Below are 16,296 nucleotides of genomic sequence, written 5' to 3'. Positions count from 1 at the left end.
AAATAATCCTGTAATAAAAAAATTAAATTTAATGATTTCAACATCCAGCAAGTTTACTTTCAAATCTAAACAAATTTAATTTTTTTTAAAACATATTATTTTGCTGTTTAAATGCTTTTAAATTTTACAATATTTTTTAAATATATAAAGTTTTTTTCATAATTAAGTGTTAAAATTATTTATAAAAAAGGTGGTAATATGTTTAAAATAATTTTAGGTATCTTATTATTTATTTGTTTTTTAGTTTTAATTATTTTAATATTTTTGATTTATAAAACATTAAAACTACAAATGAAAAACAATTTAATTAAAAGCAAGCAAAATTTAAAAAATCATTCTTTATTATCTACAAATCAAAAATTAATAGAATTAATTCAAAAAATTAAAGAGCATTACAACAAAATAAACAACACTAAAAATGAAATGGTTTTTAAAATTGAAAACAAATTAAGAATAATTCAAAGAAAAGAAGAAACTTTGTTTAAAGAAATTGAAAAAGTACCGCTTAAAAAAACATTAATAAAAAATTTACAAGAAAAGTTAATTAATTCTGAAAAACAATCAAATGAATTTATTGAAAGTATAAAAAAAGATTATTCTGCAATATTAGCTAATAATGAATTTTTAGATAACTTATATTCATTAAATAAAAATTTAGCTTTATTAAAAAATCGTTTTGAACAAAATATAAGTCTATATTCTGAAGATAAAGAAAAAATAAATGATTTATTTAATAAAATTAATATAAATATTAGAAAAATAAGAGTTTTATTGCCAAATTTAGATAAACAAAATGAAATATTAATACTTTTAAATAAACATAAAGAAATGATATTGAAAACAATTTCTATTTTAAATTATTCACCAATTTTTTGAACATATATAAAAAAAACATTACCTCTTTGTATAAAGAATTTAAAAAATATTTATTTTGAAAAAGAAAAAGAATTGAAATTAAATACTCTTTTTGATTTTGCGAAAATCGAAAATTGATATAAAAACAAAGAAAAAGAAATTTTAGCATCATATAATAAATTTAATTTTGAACTAGTTCATGAAGAAGTTATATTAACTCTATCAACTTTAGAAGATACTAAACAAAATATATTAAAACAAGAAAAAATTAGAGATTTTTTAAGCTTAGCTATTTTAGAATTTAAAGATTCTATAAAGAAATTTATTGATAATCTAAAACAAAAAAGAGTTTTGGCTAAAAAAGAATATAGAAATCTTTTTGAAGAAATGATTGAATATTTTGAAAAATTAATTTTATATTATGAAACAGATAACGATATTGCTTATTCTAAGAAATTAATTTATTTCAAGAAAAACATTGTTCGTTTTGAAAAAAGTAAACAAAAAATAGAAGAGTTGGAAAAACAGGAAAATATTTATACCGATTTAAATATTAAAAAAATTAATTTACAACTTTTTTCATATTTAAAAGAAATAATTAACAATTTTATTTTTAAATTAAATGAAAAACAAGTTGTATTGACTCAAGAAGAAAAAAAACAAATTAATGAATTAAAATCAAAAATAATTAAAATTTTCAACTCTGCTAATGAAAATGAAAAAAATATAAAAATAGAAAAATTAATTAATGATATTTCCAATTATTCAAATATATTTAATAAATATTTAGATAAAATAATTTTAGAAAAATTATTTCATAAATTGAATAATTTTAGAAATAATCAAAATAAATTAAATTCTACAATGAATTTAGCTGAAAATTACTCTAATTCTGGTAATTATTCAAAAGCTTTAAACAATATTTTTTCTAATTTAAATAAAAATAAGCATTTTAAAAACGGAGTTAAATAATGTATGAACAAATACTTATAAGATATGGTGAATTAGTTTTAAAAAAAAATAACCGTAAATTATTCATTAATTCTTTAAAACAAAATGTTTTAAGAATTACTAATGAAAAACCAAATGTTAAGTTTGATAGAATGTTTTTATCATATACAAATGAAAACATAGAAAAATTAAATTATATTTTTGGGATTAGTTCTTATTCCCCAGTGCTAGTAGCAAATACAAATATTGATGATATTTTAGAAAAAGTTTTAACTCAAATAGGTAGCGATGTTAAAACATTTAGATTGTCAGTAAAAAGAAACTGAAAAAAATTTGAATACAATTCTGAACAAATAACAAATATTTTAGCTCAAAATATTTTTAAAAAATTCCCACATTTAAAAGTTTCATTAAAAAAATATGATTTAAATATAAATGTAGAAATAAGAGAAAAAAATAGTTATATTTTTACTAAATCTATTCCAGGTTTAGGTGGTTTACCTGTTGGAATTTCAGGAAAAACATTACATCTAATTTCAGGCGGGATAGATTCACCGGTTGCAGCATTTCAATTAATGAAAAGGGGTGTAAAAGTTGATTTATTATCATTTATAACCCCTCCTACAACAGATGAAAAAACAGTTTTAAAAATTCAAAAAATTCAAAAAATTTTAGATAATTATCAGTTTTCAACCAAACTATATCAAATTAATTTTACTGATGTTATGAACTATATTTCTTTAATTTCTGATCAATCGTATAAAATAACGCTTATGAGAAGAAGTTTTTATCGTATAGCTAATATTTTGGCTAAAAAATTTAAATATAATTGTTTATCAAATGGAGAAAATTTAGCTCAAGTGGCTTCACAAACTATAGAATCGATTAATGTAATTTCTTCCGTTGTAGATATACCTATTTTTAGACCTTTATTAACTTATGATAAAAATGAAATTATTGAAATAGCAAGAAAAATTAATACGTACAACATTTCAATTGAAAAAGCAAATGAAACTTGTGAATTATTCGCTCCTAAAAATCCAGTTATCAAACCCACTATTGAAAAAGCTCAAAAACTAGAAGATGAATTAGATCAAATTTTTGAATTAGAAAACAAAATTATTTTTGAAAATTTATTAAAAAAGAAAGAAATTAAATAATAAAAAGGATTTTCTATGTATACAAAACAATTTAATCATAATTTGATAGAAAAAAAATGACAAGACATTTGAGAAAAAACCAATGCATTTAAAACTACAAATAATAAAACAAAAAAATATTATGTTTTAGATATGTTTCCTTATCCATCAGCTTCAGGACTTCATGTAGGACACCCTGAAGGTTATACAGCTACTGATATTATTGCTAGATATAAAAGGTTAAACAATTTTGATGTTCTCCATCCAATGGGGTGAGATGCTTTCGGTCTTCCTGCTGAACAATATGCTCTTAAAACAAAGAACCACCCCAAAGAGTTTACTAATAAAAATATTGAACTTTTTAAAACACAACTTAAATCATTGGGATTTTCTTATGATTGATCAAAAGAAATAAATACTACTGATCCAAAATTTTATAAATGAACTCAATGAATTTTTAAAGAATTATATAAACATGATTTAGCTGAAATAAAAAAAGTAGATGTTAATTGATGTGAAGAATTAGGAACAGTTTTAGCTAATGAAGAAGTTATAACAGATGAAAAAGGAAATAAAGTAAGTGAAAGAGGTAATTTTTCTGTTGTTAAAAAACCAATGTCACAATGAGTTTTGAAAATAACAGATTTTGCAGAAAGGTTAATAAATGATTTGGATGAAGTGGATTATCCAGAATCGCTTAAAAATTTACAAAAAAAATGAATTGGAAAATCAGAGGGCCATTTAGTTAAATTTAAATTATCTGATTCAAATGAAAATATAGAAGTATTTACAACTAGATTAGATACAATTTTTGGAGTAACTTTTTTAGCTTTAGCTTATGATCATCCTTTTATTAATGAACTTAAAAAAAATAATTTAGAAATACAAAATGCAGTTGAAGATATAAAAAATAGTGTTCTGGATAACCCATATAATATAACTAAAAAAACCAAAAAAGGCTTTTTTACCAATAAATATGTTATAAATCCAATAAATAAAAACCTCATACCAATTTATATTAGCGATTATGTTTTATCCTCTTATGGTGCAGGTGCTATAATGGGGGTTCCATCAGAAGATGAAAGAGATAAAGAATTTGCACTTTCATTAAATTTAGAAATATTAGAAATTTATAAAGAAGTTGATAACAAAAAAATTCTTTTCAATACTAATGTGATGGATGGGTTAGAACTTAAACAAGCAACAGAAAAAGTTTATGAATTTTTAGCTAAAAATAAATTAGCTAAAAAAAGTACATCATTTAAACTAAGAGATTGAATTTTTTCAAGACAAAGATATTGAGGAGAACCATTCCCGATTTATTTTGACGAAAAAAATAATATATATTTAGAAGAAAAATTGGTTGAATTGCCTTATAGCAAAAATATAAAACCTTCTAAAACAGGAGAATCCCCGCTAGTTAATTTAAAAGAATGAGTCGTGTTTGAAAAAAATGGTAAAAAATATCGTAGAGAAACTAACACAATGCCTCAATCAGCTGGAAGTTCTTGATATTTTTTAGCTTACATATTAAAAAATGATGATGGAACATATTTAGATCTAAATTCTAAAGAAGCATATGAAAGATTTAAAAAGTGAATGCCCGTTGATTTATATATCGGAGGTCAAGAACACGCTGTTGGTCATTTACTTTATTCAAGATTTTGACAAAAATTTTTATATGATTTAAAAATAGTGCCTCATAAAGAACCTTTTATTAAGATTGTTAATCAAGGAATGATTTTAGGTACAGATGGTCAAAAAATGTCTAAAAGTAAAGGAAATGTTATAAACCCTGATGACATAGTGAATGAATTAGGTGCTGATACTTTAAGAATTTATGAAATGTTTATGGGTCCCTTAGTAGATACAAAAGAATGAAGCGTTAGCACTATTCAAAGTATTAGAAAATGATTAGATAGAGTTTGAGTGATTATTAATAAATTTGCCGATAATCCAAATTTAATTGATCCAAATTATAAAAATGATGAATTCATTTCAATATGACATGAAACAATAAAAGAAGTAACAACATCTATTGAAACATTAAAATTTAATATAGTTATTAGTAAATTTATGGTCTTTATCAACCATTTATATAAAGTAGAAAAATTACAATCATTAGAACCTTTAAAAGATTTTTTAATTATGTTATCAACTTTTGCTCCGCATATTGCAGAAGAGCTATTAGAAAAATTTAAATTTGTGCAAATAAGAGAACAAAAATGACCTATATTTAATGAAAAATTAATTATTTTAAAAAAAATAATAGTTCCTGTACAAATAAATGGAAAAGTAAGGGCATTTCTTGAAAAAGAAGAAAATGATAATGAAAATAGTTTGCTAGAAAAAGCGATAAATTTACCTAATATTGTAAAACATATAAGCGCTCAAAAAATAAAAAGAAAGCAATATATAAAAGATAAAATTATTATAATTAATACATAATAAAAAAGATTTAAAAAACAAAACCTTTTTGAAACTTTGTTCGTTAAGGTTTTGTTTTTTATTTTGAAATTAAAAAATTAATTTTATTGTTCACTTCTTTTGGTTTTTCAAAAAATAGTGCATGCCCACAATTTTCTAAAATTGTTAAATTTTTATTTCTTTTATCAGCTATTTCATAAACGGTTAAGTTTGGAACGAACATATCATTCATACCAATTATAAATTCATAATTTTGGTTTTGATCATATAGATCAAATATTTCTTTCTTTAAATATTTATTATTAGTAATTTGTTCTTTAACCATTTTTGAATAAATATTTTTTTTATTTGTCATAAAATTTAAAAATATTGTAGAAATTCTTTTTAAATTATCTTTATATTTATTCACATTAGTATAAACCAAATTATCTTGACTTTCATATGCATCATCGATATTATTCGGTAAAAGTCATCTTTTTATTCTATTAGATATATTTAAAATACCTTCTTTTAAATGAGATAAAGTTAATAAATTATAATTTATAGGCGCAGCTAAAAGAGCATAATCTACTACATTATGGTTTAGTAAATATAAAGCGCTAGCACCACCTAAAGAATGACCTACTACTAATTTTATTTTAAAATTAATTTTTTTAACAAATTCTAAAGCAATTTCTTGATATCTTTCGATAGTAATTTCTTGATTTTCGCTACTTTGTCCGCAACCAGGAAAATCAAAAGCAATAACATCATAATCTCTATTTTCTAAACTATAAACTTGATTAGCAAATGTAACTGATGAGCCAAAGCCATGTAAAAATAATACTTTATCTTTTCCTGTGTCTTCTAAAATATAATAAATGTTTTCATTTAAAATTTCAATAAAGTCTTTTTTCATATTTTTATCCAAAAAAAACATTGATTATTTCATCAATAGTAATATTTCCAAAATAGTCATCTAAATTTTTAATTTTATTTAAAATTTCTTTTATTTTATCTTTTTCATAATCTAAACCAATAAATTTACTAGTTATTTCATCTAAAGATGTTTTACTTAAAAAATCGCCTTCAAATGTTAAAGCAGTAATTTTGTTTTTAACTACATTAGCGTTTATTTGTAATATTCCGCCATTTGTTTTAGCCTCATTAAAAAAACTAAACTCAGGATTTTTCCCATAAACTCATTCATCTGATGATCTTAATTTTTGAGTTTCTAAAATTTTTTCTAAATATTTTTGTGGAATATCACTAACAGTTGCATTATATTTATTTTTAAAAAAAGTTAATAATTTATCAAAAAAATGTTCAAAAGTTATTTTATCTTCCATTTCATTTAAAAGATTTGTAACTCTTTGTCTCGCGCTTTCTATTCCTTTTGATTGCATTTTTAATTTACTAGGGTTTAAAACTTTTGATAATTTAGTTAAATCAGCATTGAATAAAATAGTTCCGTGGTGAACTATTTTATTTTTTGTTAAAAACTGAGCATTACCTGAAAATTTTGCATCATTAACAACTAAATCATTTCTACCTTTAAATTTAGCATCTAAGTTTATTGATTTTAAAAATTCTAAAATAGGATTTAAAAATTTTTCATATTCCCCGGTGCCTTTAGCTGTAATGAATGAGAAATTTAAATTCCCCAAATCATGATAAACCGCTCCTCCACCAGATAACCTTCTATAAAGTTCAATATTTTCATTTTTTAAAACATCGATTTTTACTTCTTTATGAACATTTTGATTCTGTCCAATAATAACAGCATTTTCGTGTTGATAAAAATATATTATATCTTCATTCAATTCCTCGTCTTTAGCAATTAATTCTTCGATTACTAAATTATAAAATGGTGAATATTTTTTACTAACAAAAATTTTCATCTTATCTCCTTATTATTTAATGTATTATTAAAAAATAAATTTCACTTAAAAACATAAATGAAATTTATTTTTTAGGCACTAAATCAAAATTTGTAACACTTTTACAAAGAAAAAATAATTCTTCTAATTGTTCATTATTTAAATTCAAACTTTCAAAACCACTTAAATATATAATTCCATAATCTCATCTTCTTTGATATTTATTTTGATCTAATAAATAAATTAAATCCTCAATTAATCAATCAAAAAAGCTTGAATTATATTTTATATCTCTCAATAAACCATCAATTTTTATTTCTAAAGTTCTGCTATAATAATTTTCAATAACAAAATTAAATGAGAGATTTAGTTTTGAGCTTGAAATAGACTGTATTTGTTTTTTCATATTTAATATTATAAAGAAATAAAAATAATTGAAATAAAAAATAATAAGACTTTTTAAATATAGTAAAATTTTAATAATAATAAATTACTAAATAATTAATTTATTGAACAAATTTTAAGATAAATAATAAGGAGGAATAATGAAAACAGGAAGTTGAAAAAAAATAACTGACGCAATAAAACAATTTGATAATATTTTTATTTTTCATCACATAAGACCAGATGGTGATTGTTTAGGTTCTCAATTTGGATTAGGAAATTTAATAAAAGAAAATTTCCCTGAAAAAAACGTTTTTTTAGTCGGAGATTCAAAAAACATTTTAAATTTTTTAGATTTTAAGCATGATGATATAAATAAAATAAATGAAAAAAATTTTAATAATTCGTTAGGAATAATAGTGGATGCTTCAAGTTCTGATCGTTTAGAAAGTATTGAGCTTATTAATTCAAAAAAAATAACAAAATTAGCAAGGATTGACCACCACCCTAATAAAACTGATATTAAATACGATTTTAATTGAGTTGATTCATCATATGTAGCAGCTGCAGAAATGGTTGGTTATTTAGCTATGAAAGCAAAATGAAAAATAACTACCAAAGCAGCTGAATATATTTATTTAGGTATTTATACAGATTCTGGAAGATTTTTATATACTAATACATCTTCAAGAACTTTTTTAGTTGTTTCGCATTTGTTAAAAAATAATTTAAATATTGATAATATTCATTTTCACTTATCACAAAAATCATTGAATTTAGCAAAATTTAATGGAGAAGTTTTATTAAATTTTAAAAATAAAGGTAAAGTTAATTATTACTATGTAACTAAAGAAATTCAAGAAAAATATAATTTAAAATACGAAGAAGCAGCTCAAGTAAATTTACTTGCTAATTTAGATAATTCTAGAATTTGAATTTTCTTTATTGATCAACCAGAAAATTGAATTAGAGTAAGATTAAGATCAAATGGTCCTAAAGTTAATACTATTGGAAGACAGTATAAAGGCGGTGGTCATGATCAGGCTTCCGGCGCAATGATTAATAATCCTGATTTAATCGAAGAAATAGTTGATAAGGCTGTGCAATTAGCTGAGGAATATACAGATGAAAAAAGGTAGTATTAAACAAGTTAGTGAACAAATTTTAAAATATGACCAAATTGTTATATTTCACCATATAAGACCAGATGGAGATTGTTTGGGAGCGCAATTCGGTCTTAAAAAATTAATTGAAGATAATTTTCCAAATAAAAAAGTTTATGCAATTGGAGATGCTCAAAATTCTTTCAGCTTTATGAATTTAGAACATGATACTATACCAAGTGATGAATTTTTAAAAAATTCTTTAGCAATTATAGTGGATGCTAATTTTAAAGATAGAATTGAATGTAGATATTTGTTGGATGAAAATAAATTTGCAGCTATTATTAGGATTGATCATCATCCAAATGATGATGATTTAAATTCAACAGCTTTATGAGTGGATTCTTCATATGTAGCAGCATGTGAACAAGTTGCACATCTTGCTATTAGAAATAAGTGAAAAATCTCTGCAAAAGCAGCTGAATATATTTATTTAGGTATTTACACTGATTCAGGTAGATTTTTATTTAATAACACAAGTTGACGAACATTATTATTAACTTCGAAATTATGAAAAAGTAAAATGGAAGTAAATAAAATACACCAAAATTTAACTAAAACATCATTAAATGATATTCAATTTAATGCGTATATCCATTCGAATTTTAAAGTTTATAAAAATGTTTCATATTATCTTATTAATTTAGAAGAACAAAAAAGATTTAATAAAACACCAAATCAAGCCACTAGACCAAATTTAATTGCTAATATTGAAGGATTCAATATTTGATTATCTTTTACACAAGAAAAAGAAAATAGTTGAAGAGTGGAATTAAGATCAAATGGCCCAAATGTAAGAGAAATAGCTGTTAAATGAGGTGGTGGTGGTCATTTAAATGCATCAGGAGCTATGATTGATTCAATTAGTAAAATAGATAATATTTTAGAAGATTGTCAAAAGCAAATAGAAATTTGAAAAAATAATTAAATTTAAATTATTAATAAAAAGTTTACATTAAAACCCTATAACCAAATTTTATTAAAAACTATTTTGGTTATAGGGTTTTAGTTATTTAATAAAAAAGAATTATTTTTATTCGTTTTCTTTTTTATTTTTTTCAATAATTCCATTTGCTGTTCCCATTAAAGAAGCTACAGATTGTAAGTTTGGTGGAATTATTATTTTAGTCGCTTTACCATTGGCTAAATCTGTTAATTTTTCAATTGCTTTAAGTGTTAAAACACTTTCGCTAATTTTTACGCTATTTAATAATTCAAGCGATTTTTTTTCAGCTTCAGCTTTTAATATTTTAGATTCTTTTTCAGCTTCAGCTTTTAAAATAGCTGCCTCTTTTTCACCTTCAGCTTTTAAAACTGAAGCAATTTTAAATCCTTCAGCCTCTAAAACGCTTGCTCTTTTTTCTCTTTCAGCTCTTAATTGTTTTTCCATTGATTTTTGTACTTCTAATGGCGGGATTATATTTTTTAATTCAACTCTATGAATTTTTATTCCTCATGAATTAGCAGCTGTGTCAAGAATAATAGTTAATTTTCCGTTTATTGTATCACGGGATGTTAAAGTTTGATCTAATTCTAATTCACCAATTAAGTTTCTAAGTGTTGTATAACATAAATTTTCAATTGCTGAAAATGGTTTTTCCGCTCCATAAGCATATTTTTGCGGATCTGTAATTTGTAAATAAATAACAGTATCTACTGAAATTGTTGAATTATCTTTGGTAATAGCGCTTTGCTCTGAAAAATCTAAAACTTTTTCTTTAAAATTATTTCTTAAAATAATTTTATCAATAAAAGGAAAAATAAAATTAACACCCTTATCTAATGTTTTGTTATATTTTCCTAGCCTCTCCACCACAGCGAATTCAGCTTGAGATATTTTCTTAATCCCTTTTATTAATATAGTTATTATAAATGATATAACAATAAATGTAAAAACGGCGATTATAACAATTAATGTAATGTTTGTCATTTGTAAACTCCTTTATTTTTTACTTTTTTTAACAAATAAAATATTTCCATCTATATATTCGATTTGAACAACTTCTCCTTTAGATATTTTTCCTTCACCCTTTATAGAAAGTGTTAAAAAAGTTTTATCATCATACACTACTTTTCCATATTTATTCTCTTGATTATTTACTTCGTAAGAATCTTCTAATAAAGTAGTTTCTTTAAAAAAGCCTATATTGTCTTTTGAAATTTCTTTATTTTTTTTCTTTTTGAATACAAAATATTTTCTGAAAAAAAACCAAAAAATTAAATATGATAAAGCATCAATCAAAATAGCAATTGCTCAAGAAATTACTATATAAATAATTTCTCCTTCAGTAGCTGAAACAATAATTAAAGCAACAAAAAAACCAATTGTTGAAACTCCTATTCAAAAGCCAGGATTTAAAATTTCAGCTAAAAATAAACTAATTATAATAAGTATAAATATAGCTAAAAATACATATTTTAAAATTAAATTACTTTGAAATAAATTCATAATTTAATTATATTATTTTTTTAAAAGTAAAAAACAAAATTAATTATTAAAATAGATAATTTTTTTAATATTTTATTATCAATTAATAACACAAATATATTTTATTTGATAAATAAAAAGTAAAAAAGTATATAATATTTAACATAAATATACTATTATTAAATAGTTTGTTAATAAAATACATATTAAAAAAATTAAAATTTAAGGAGAAAATATGAAAATTATATCCATTGGGGCAAACCATGCTGGAACATCTTTTTTAAGAACATTAAAAAAAGTAGCACCTGAACATGAATTAGTTGCTTATGATAGAAATACAGATATTTCTTTTTTAGGATGTGGTATTGCATTATGAGTTGGTGGAGAATTTGAAAATCCTGATGGACTTTTTTATTCAAACGTTGAAGAATTAAAAAGTTTAGGCATTAATATCAAAACATCTCATGAAGTTATTGAAGTTAATAGAGAAGAAAAATATGTTGTAGTTAAAAATTTAGAAACTGAACAAACATTTAAAGACTACTATGATAAATTAGTTTATGCTGGTGGAACATGACCAATTGTACCTCCATTTGAAAATGTAAACTTAGAAAACATTTTAATTTCCAAAATTTTTGCACATGCAAAAGAAATTAAAGCGAAAGCTATAGATCCAACAATCAAAGATGTTGTTGTTATTGGAGCTGGTTATATTGGAATTGAATTAGTAGAAGCTTTCCATAAATATGGAAAAAGAGTAACACTTGTAGATATGCAAGATAGAATTATTCCAAATTATTTTGATCCAGAATTTACATCAAAAGTTGAAAATTCAATGGCAAGTCATGGGATTAGAATTAGATTAGGTGAAAAAGTAGAAAAATTCTTAACACATGATGGAATAAAAGTTTCAGGTGTGGTAACTGATAAAGATGCATATAAAGCTGATTTAGTAATTTTAGCTATTGGATTTAGACCAAATACTGAGTTAATTCAAAATGTTGAAAAATTACCAAATGGAGCTATTAAAGTTGATAAATTCCAAAGATCATTAAATGATGAAAATGTATATGTTATCGGAGATTCAGCTTCAATGATCCATAATTCAACTAAAGAATATGCACATATAGCATTAGCTACTAATGCTGTTAAGACAGGGATTATTGCGGCATTCCATTTATCAGGACAAGAAATTCCATTTCCAGGATACTCAGGTACAAATGCAATAAATGTATTTGATTATAATTATTCATCAACAGGATTAACAGAAGTTTCTGCGGCTAGAGTTGAAGATATAAAAGATAATTTTGCTGTGGAATATTTTGAAGATAATGATAGACCTGAATTTATGAAACATCACTATCCAGTTTGATTTAAAATAACTTATGATAAAAGAACATTAAGATTATTAGGTGCGCAAATTGGTTCAAAAGGAAAAGCGGCAAATCACACTGAAGTTATGTATGCTCTTTCATTAGCTATACAAGAAAATTTAACATTGCCACAAATCGCATTAATGGATTTCTACTTCTTACCTCACTTTAATAAACCATTTAATTTTGTAATTCAAACAATTTTAAACGCATTAAAATTAAATTATCACGAAAAATAATTTTTCTAAAACAATAAATTAAACAAATAAAAGATTTAAAAAATGCTTTTATTTGTTTTTTTTATTTCTCAAAAAAATAAAAAAATATTTATTATTTAAATCTTCTTTTTTATTATTAAAAAGCATTAAATTAATAAAATTAAATAAATAAAACAAGTTTTTTACTTAAGATAATGATCCAAAAACAGCGTATCATATATTTAAATTAAAATTTTGTATTAAATTAATAAAAAAATATTTTTTTAATTTTAATTTTAGTTAAAAAAGCCTATTTTTATTTCTTTTTAAAAACTTTAATAATTAATTTTTTAAATAGTACTATAATTAACTTGTGTTGCTTATTTAGTTTATTTTTTAAATTTCCCACACACAAATTGAAAAAATTATATTTTCATGATGGAAAAAACATTTCAAAATTTTTTAGCTCATTTAAATTTAGAAAAATTCAACTTTAAAATTATAGTACATAGCAGCTACATATTGAAAAAAAATCATTTGATATCAAGAACACCAAATGATTTAGATATTATTATAGTTAGCAATAAAATTGATTCATATACATTAAATAAACATTGAGAAAATTTAAAATCTAAATTAAACATTTTAAAAATTATAATTGATAATCCTATTTTTAAAAAAGTACAAATTCAATTTGATGATAAAAAATTTATTTTAGAATGTTCATTAATTAAAACGATAAGCTCAGATTTTTATTTACCTATTTATAAAAATGAAATTTATGAAGTTGTTCCTGAATATGTATTTTTAGGAAAAATATTTCAAATTTACAAAATTTATAAAACAAATATTTTGACAAAAGATGAATTTTATATTAAATTAAATCAAAATATTAATGATATTAATGAAGTTTTTGTAAATTGAAACAAATTAAATATATCACAGTTTAAATCTAATAAAATAATTTTAGAAGCATTTTTTAACAATGTTAATATTTGATTTTATTTACATGATTTTAATATATGTAATTTTTTCGAAGGTAATTTTTATTTAATTGAATTAATTACCTCAAAATTAAATTATAAAAATTTTTTTGAAAACATGATGAATTTTTATAATTTATTCGATAATGAAACGAATTATATCTTTTCAAAAATAATAAATATTTTTTTAATTAACAAATATAGAATTCTAGACATATTATCAGAAAATGAAACTCTAAAAAATGACATTCAAATATGATCAACAAATAAAAAAAAATTATTTTTTCCAAAGTTTAAAAAATTTAAATTTTTTGGAAATGTTATAAAAACAAGTGATGATAAATTAATTTTAGATTCATTAACTTTTTCTTTAACAAAGTTTTTTGAAAATGAAAATCTATTATTTTTTAAAAAAATTAAAATTCTTTTTAAAAGCAGCTCTTATTGAAATGAAAATAATTTAATTATTTCTAAAAAATTTATTTTCAAAAACGTTTTAGATAAAACTTATATAAGTTATAAAATTGATAACACATTAAATGATAATGAAATTCTTTTTCCTTTATTTAAAAATAAAATTTTTATAATAGAAAATTACATTAAAATTTTATTTTCTTTACTTTTATTCAATAAAAGTAAAATAAACACTAATTTATAATTAAGGAGTTAATATGAAAAATTTACTAAATGTTATAATCAATGTAGGTATTCCTACAATTTCAAATAACATAGTTGATCCACATTCATTCCAAGAAAAAATAATTCAAAATTTTTTGAAAAACATTAACTTTGAAGAACAAAAAAAAATAAAAATTCAATATGTAAAAACAATTAATGAATTAAAAAATTTTAACTATGAAGATTTAAATACTCTTTTTAAAGAATTATTCAAAATAAAAAAAGAATTTTTTGATAATGAAGTTTCTAAAAAACATTTTTTAGATCTATATATTAAAAATGATAAAATTTATCAAAAATTTTATGATGAAATAATAAATGATTTACCTAAAAGTAGAAATAAAAGAGCTATATTAACTAGTGATCATCATAAACTTATCGAGATTTGAATAGATATAATAAAACAGAAAAGAGAAGATTATAATAATATCGATGCAGTTGCATATGGTTCTTTTCCTTTTGGTATTGGACTTGCATTATTTGCAGTCAATCCTTTTTTAGGTGTGGCTATAACGACAGGCTCAATATTTCAAATGATAACAGAACAACGTTTAACAAACTCAAAATTCTACTACTATGATGAAATTTTAACAAAGCTTAGAAATATATATCAAGAAGTATTAATTACAAATGAAAAATCAAATGAAACATACTATGTAAATAAATTAAGAGAAATAGCTATTGATGTTAATAAATATAATAACAATTTATTAAAAACAAAATATTTGGATGAATTAGAAAATAAAAAAGAAACTAAAGAAATTGAATATTTTAGTTCTTATTCTGGATATTAATGAATTTAGAAAATTTAGAAGTAAATAACATTAGAAAGTCAATTGATTTTTTAAACTTATCTAAAAAAAATTTTTATCTTATTTATTGAATATTGAATTTTTTTGGTTTTGTTTTTATTTTAGCTACAACTTTAGCATTTAGATCAAAATATATTATCTTACAAATTATTTTTCTTACTATTTCAATGATAATATTTTTCCCCTAATCTTATTTATGCTACTTTACATTATTTTAACATTAAATATTATTATGATCTAATTCAAAAAAAAGGATTTATATCTTTAAATGATGTAAAAAAAAACATAATAAGAAAATTATGATTATTTTCTCTGTTAAGAATAAATAAAGATATAGATATTTTAGATAAAGAAATTTATAGCTATTACAATAACAAATTAAAATTATTGAGTAAATTTTTAAATTACTTAAATAAATATAATATTTAATGCAGATTTTATGGAAGAAAAAAATTATAAATATAATACATTTAAACAAAACATTAAAAAGCTATTTTTTTATTTTTTAACATTAACTTTTTTTTCTTTAAGCATTCCTATTTTAATGACTTTAAGTTTTATATTTTCTATAAAAAATATAAAATCAACAATATATGAAGCTAATATCGCTATTTTAATTTTTTGTTTTGCTTTATACTTAGTAACAATTATAAAATTTTTCGATTTTTTTATTTACACTAGTTATTTTTCAAACATAATTAAAGAAAAAGGTATTATTTCATTAGAGGATATTTCAAAAAAATTTATATCCAAAAGATTATTGAAAAGATTATTATGAGTAAGTAAAAATTTAAACGTTTTAGAAGACGAAGTTTACAAGTTTTATATTTCTAAAGACATTGTCTTTTTTAAAAAAAGAGAATAACATTAATTTTTAATTTATTTCAATAATATTTTTTTGCAGCATTTTGATATATATTAAATTATGAAATTTATATCAGCTAAAATAAAAATTTAAGTGCAATACGTTTGTATTTGCACTTTTTTACATTTTTATTAAATAAATAAATTATTTTTAATAATAAGTTTTTTAATTAATTCATTCAA

General features: G+C 21.5%; 15 protein-coding genes. 10 read left to right on the top strand and 5 right to left on the bottom strand.

All coding sequences use genetic code 4. The features are described 5' to 3' along the window. The first annotated feature begins 198 nt into the window (after nucleotides 1-198). From T403_RS0102275 to leuS, 3 genes are read left to right on the top strand one after another with little or no spacing between them, the layout of a single operon-like run. On the top strand, nucleotides 199-1,827 hold the full coding sequence (locus T403_RS0102275) for a ligand-binding sensor domain-containing protein (protein WP_033161209.1): 1,629 nt from the start codon (nucleotides 199-201) through the stop codon (nucleotides 1,825-1,827). Continuing rightward, nucleotides 1,827-2,966 carry a tRNA uracil 4-sulfurtransferase ThiI gene (thiI, locus tag T403_RS0102270; RefSeq protein WP_033161208.1) on the top strand — a complete coding sequence of 380 codons (1,140 nt, stop codon included), beginning with the start codon at nucleotides 1,827-1,829 and terminating at the stop codon, nucleotides 2,964-2,966. Before T403_RS0102275 ends, thiI begins: the two co-directional genes overlap by 1 nt. A 15-nt stretch (nucleotides 2,967-2,981) precedes the next feature. Next, nucleotides 2,982-5,393: a leucine--tRNA ligase gene (gene leuS, locus T403_RS0102265; RefSeq protein ID WP_033161207.1), complete on the top strand. Its 2,412-nt coding sequence runs from the start codon at nucleotides 2,982-2,984 to the stop codon at nucleotides 5,391-5,393. A 58-nt stretch (nucleotides 5,394-5,451) separates the two neighbouring features. On the opposite strand, the gene T403_RS0102260 is transcribed toward leuS, so the two are convergent. The 3 genes from T403_RS0102260 to T403_RS0102250 form a co-directional block, all read right to left on the bottom strand. Continuing rightward, nucleotides 5,452-6,270: an alpha/beta fold hydrolase gene (locus tag T403_RS0102260; protein WP_033161246.1), complete on the bottom strand. Its 819-nt coding sequence runs from the start codon at nucleotides 6,268-6,270 to the stop codon at nucleotides 5,452-5,454. A 4-nt stretch (nucleotides 6,271-6,274) separates the two neighbouring features. Then, on the bottom strand, nucleotides 6,275-7,252 hold the full coding sequence (locus T403_RS0102255; protein WP_033161206.1) for a lipoate--protein ligase: 978 nt from the start codon (nucleotides 7,250-7,252) through the stop codon (nucleotides 6,275-6,277). Nucleotides 7,253-7,316: 64 nt separating this feature from the next. Beyond that, nucleotides 7,317-7,637 carry a hypothetical protein gene (locus T403_RS0102250; RefSeq protein ID WP_033161205.1) on the bottom strand — a complete coding sequence of 107 codons (321 nt, stop codon included), beginning with the start codon at nucleotides 7,635-7,637 and terminating at the stop codon, nucleotides 7,317-7,319. Between the two features lie 139 nt (nucleotides 7,638-7,776). Between T403_RS0102250 and T403_RS0102245 the strand changes: the two genes are divergently transcribed. Together T403_RS0102245 and T403_RS0102240 are read left to right on the top strand one after the other, a co-directional pair. Continuing rightward, the gene (locus T403_RS0102245) at nucleotides 7,777-8,754 is read left to right on the top strand and encodes a bifunctional oligoribonuclease/PAP phosphatase NrnA (protein ID WP_033161204.1); all 978 of its coding nucleotides are present in this window, start codon (nucleotides 7,777-7,779) and stop codon (nucleotides 8,752-8,754) included. Continuing rightward, complete coding sequence (locus T403_RS0102240; protein WP_033161203.1) at nucleotides 8,741-9,706, top strand: bifunctional oligoribonuclease/PAP phosphatase NrnA; 966 nt, start codon at nucleotides 8,741-8,743, stop codon at nucleotides 9,704-9,706. The genes T403_RS0102245 and T403_RS0102240 overlap by 14 nt, the downstream gene beginning before the upstream one ends. A 105-nt stretch (nucleotides 9,707-9,811) precedes the next feature. Here T403_RS0102240 and T403_RS0102235 read toward each other — a convergent pair whose 3' ends face one another. Then, entirely contained in the window at nucleotides 9,812-10,708 is an 897-nt protein-coding gene (locus tag T403_RS0102235; protein ID WP_033161202.1) for an SPFH domain-containing protein, read from the bottom strand. A gap of 12 nt (nucleotides 10,709-10,720) precedes the next feature. Beyond that, complete coding sequence (locus T403_RS0102230; protein ID WP_033161201.1) at nucleotides 10,721-11,227, bottom strand: NfeD family protein; 507 nt, start codon at nucleotides 11,225-11,227, stop codon at nucleotides 10,721-10,723. 214 nt (nucleotides 11,228-11,441) lie between these two features. Here T403_RS0102230 and T403_RS0102225 point away from each other — a divergent pair, with 214 nt between their 5' ends. The 5 genes from T403_RS0102225 to T403_RS0102205 all read left to right on the top strand — a co-directional run bounded on the left by T403_RS0102225 (nucleotide 11,442) and on the right by T403_RS0102205 (nucleotide 16,114). Then, nucleotides 11,442-12,818 carry an FAD-dependent oxidoreductase gene (locus T403_RS0102225; RefSeq protein WP_033161200.1) on the top strand — a complete coding sequence of 459 codons (1,377 nt, stop codon included), beginning with the start codon at nucleotides 11,442-11,444 and terminating at the stop codon, nucleotides 12,816-12,818. A 480-nt stretch (nucleotides 12,819-13,298) separates the two neighbouring features. Then, nucleotides 13,299-14,417: a hypothetical protein gene (locus tag T403_RS0102220; RefSeq protein ID WP_156933544.1), complete on the top strand. Its 1,119-nt coding sequence runs from the start codon at nucleotides 13,299-13,301 to the stop codon at nucleotides 14,415-14,417. 13 nt (nucleotides 14,418-14,430) lie between these two features. Continuing rightward, nucleotides 14,431-15,231 (top strand): hypothetical protein, encoded by an 801-nt coding sequence (locus tag T403_RS0102215; RefSeq protein ID WP_033161198.1) that lies wholly within the window; start codon nucleotides 14,431-14,433, stop codon nucleotides 15,229-15,231. Then, complete coding sequence (locus tag T403_RS0102210) at nucleotides 15,231-15,437, top strand: hypothetical protein (RefSeq protein ID WP_033161197.1); 207 nt, start codon at nucleotides 15,231-15,233, stop codon at nucleotides 15,435-15,437. Before T403_RS0102215 ends, T403_RS0102210 begins: the two co-directional genes overlap by 1 nt. Nucleotides 15,438-15,688: 251 nt before the next feature. Further along, on the top strand, nucleotides 15,689-16,114 hold the full coding sequence (locus T403_RS0102205) for a hypothetical protein (RefSeq protein WP_033161196.1): 426 nt from the start codon (nucleotides 15,689-15,691) through the stop codon (nucleotides 16,112-16,114). The last annotated feature ends 182 nt before the right edge of the window (nucleotides 16,115-16,296 follow it).

The sequence above is a fragment of the Mycoplasma collis ATCC 35278 genome (assembly GCF_000701825.1).
Taxonomy (GTDB): Bacteria; Bacillota_I; Bacilli_A; order Mycoplasmatales; family Metamycoplasmataceae; genus Mesomycoplasma_A; species Mesomycoplasma_A collis.
The sequence above is the reverse complement of the archived record's forward strand: the minus strand, read 5'-3'. Positions and strand labels throughout refer to the sequence as shown.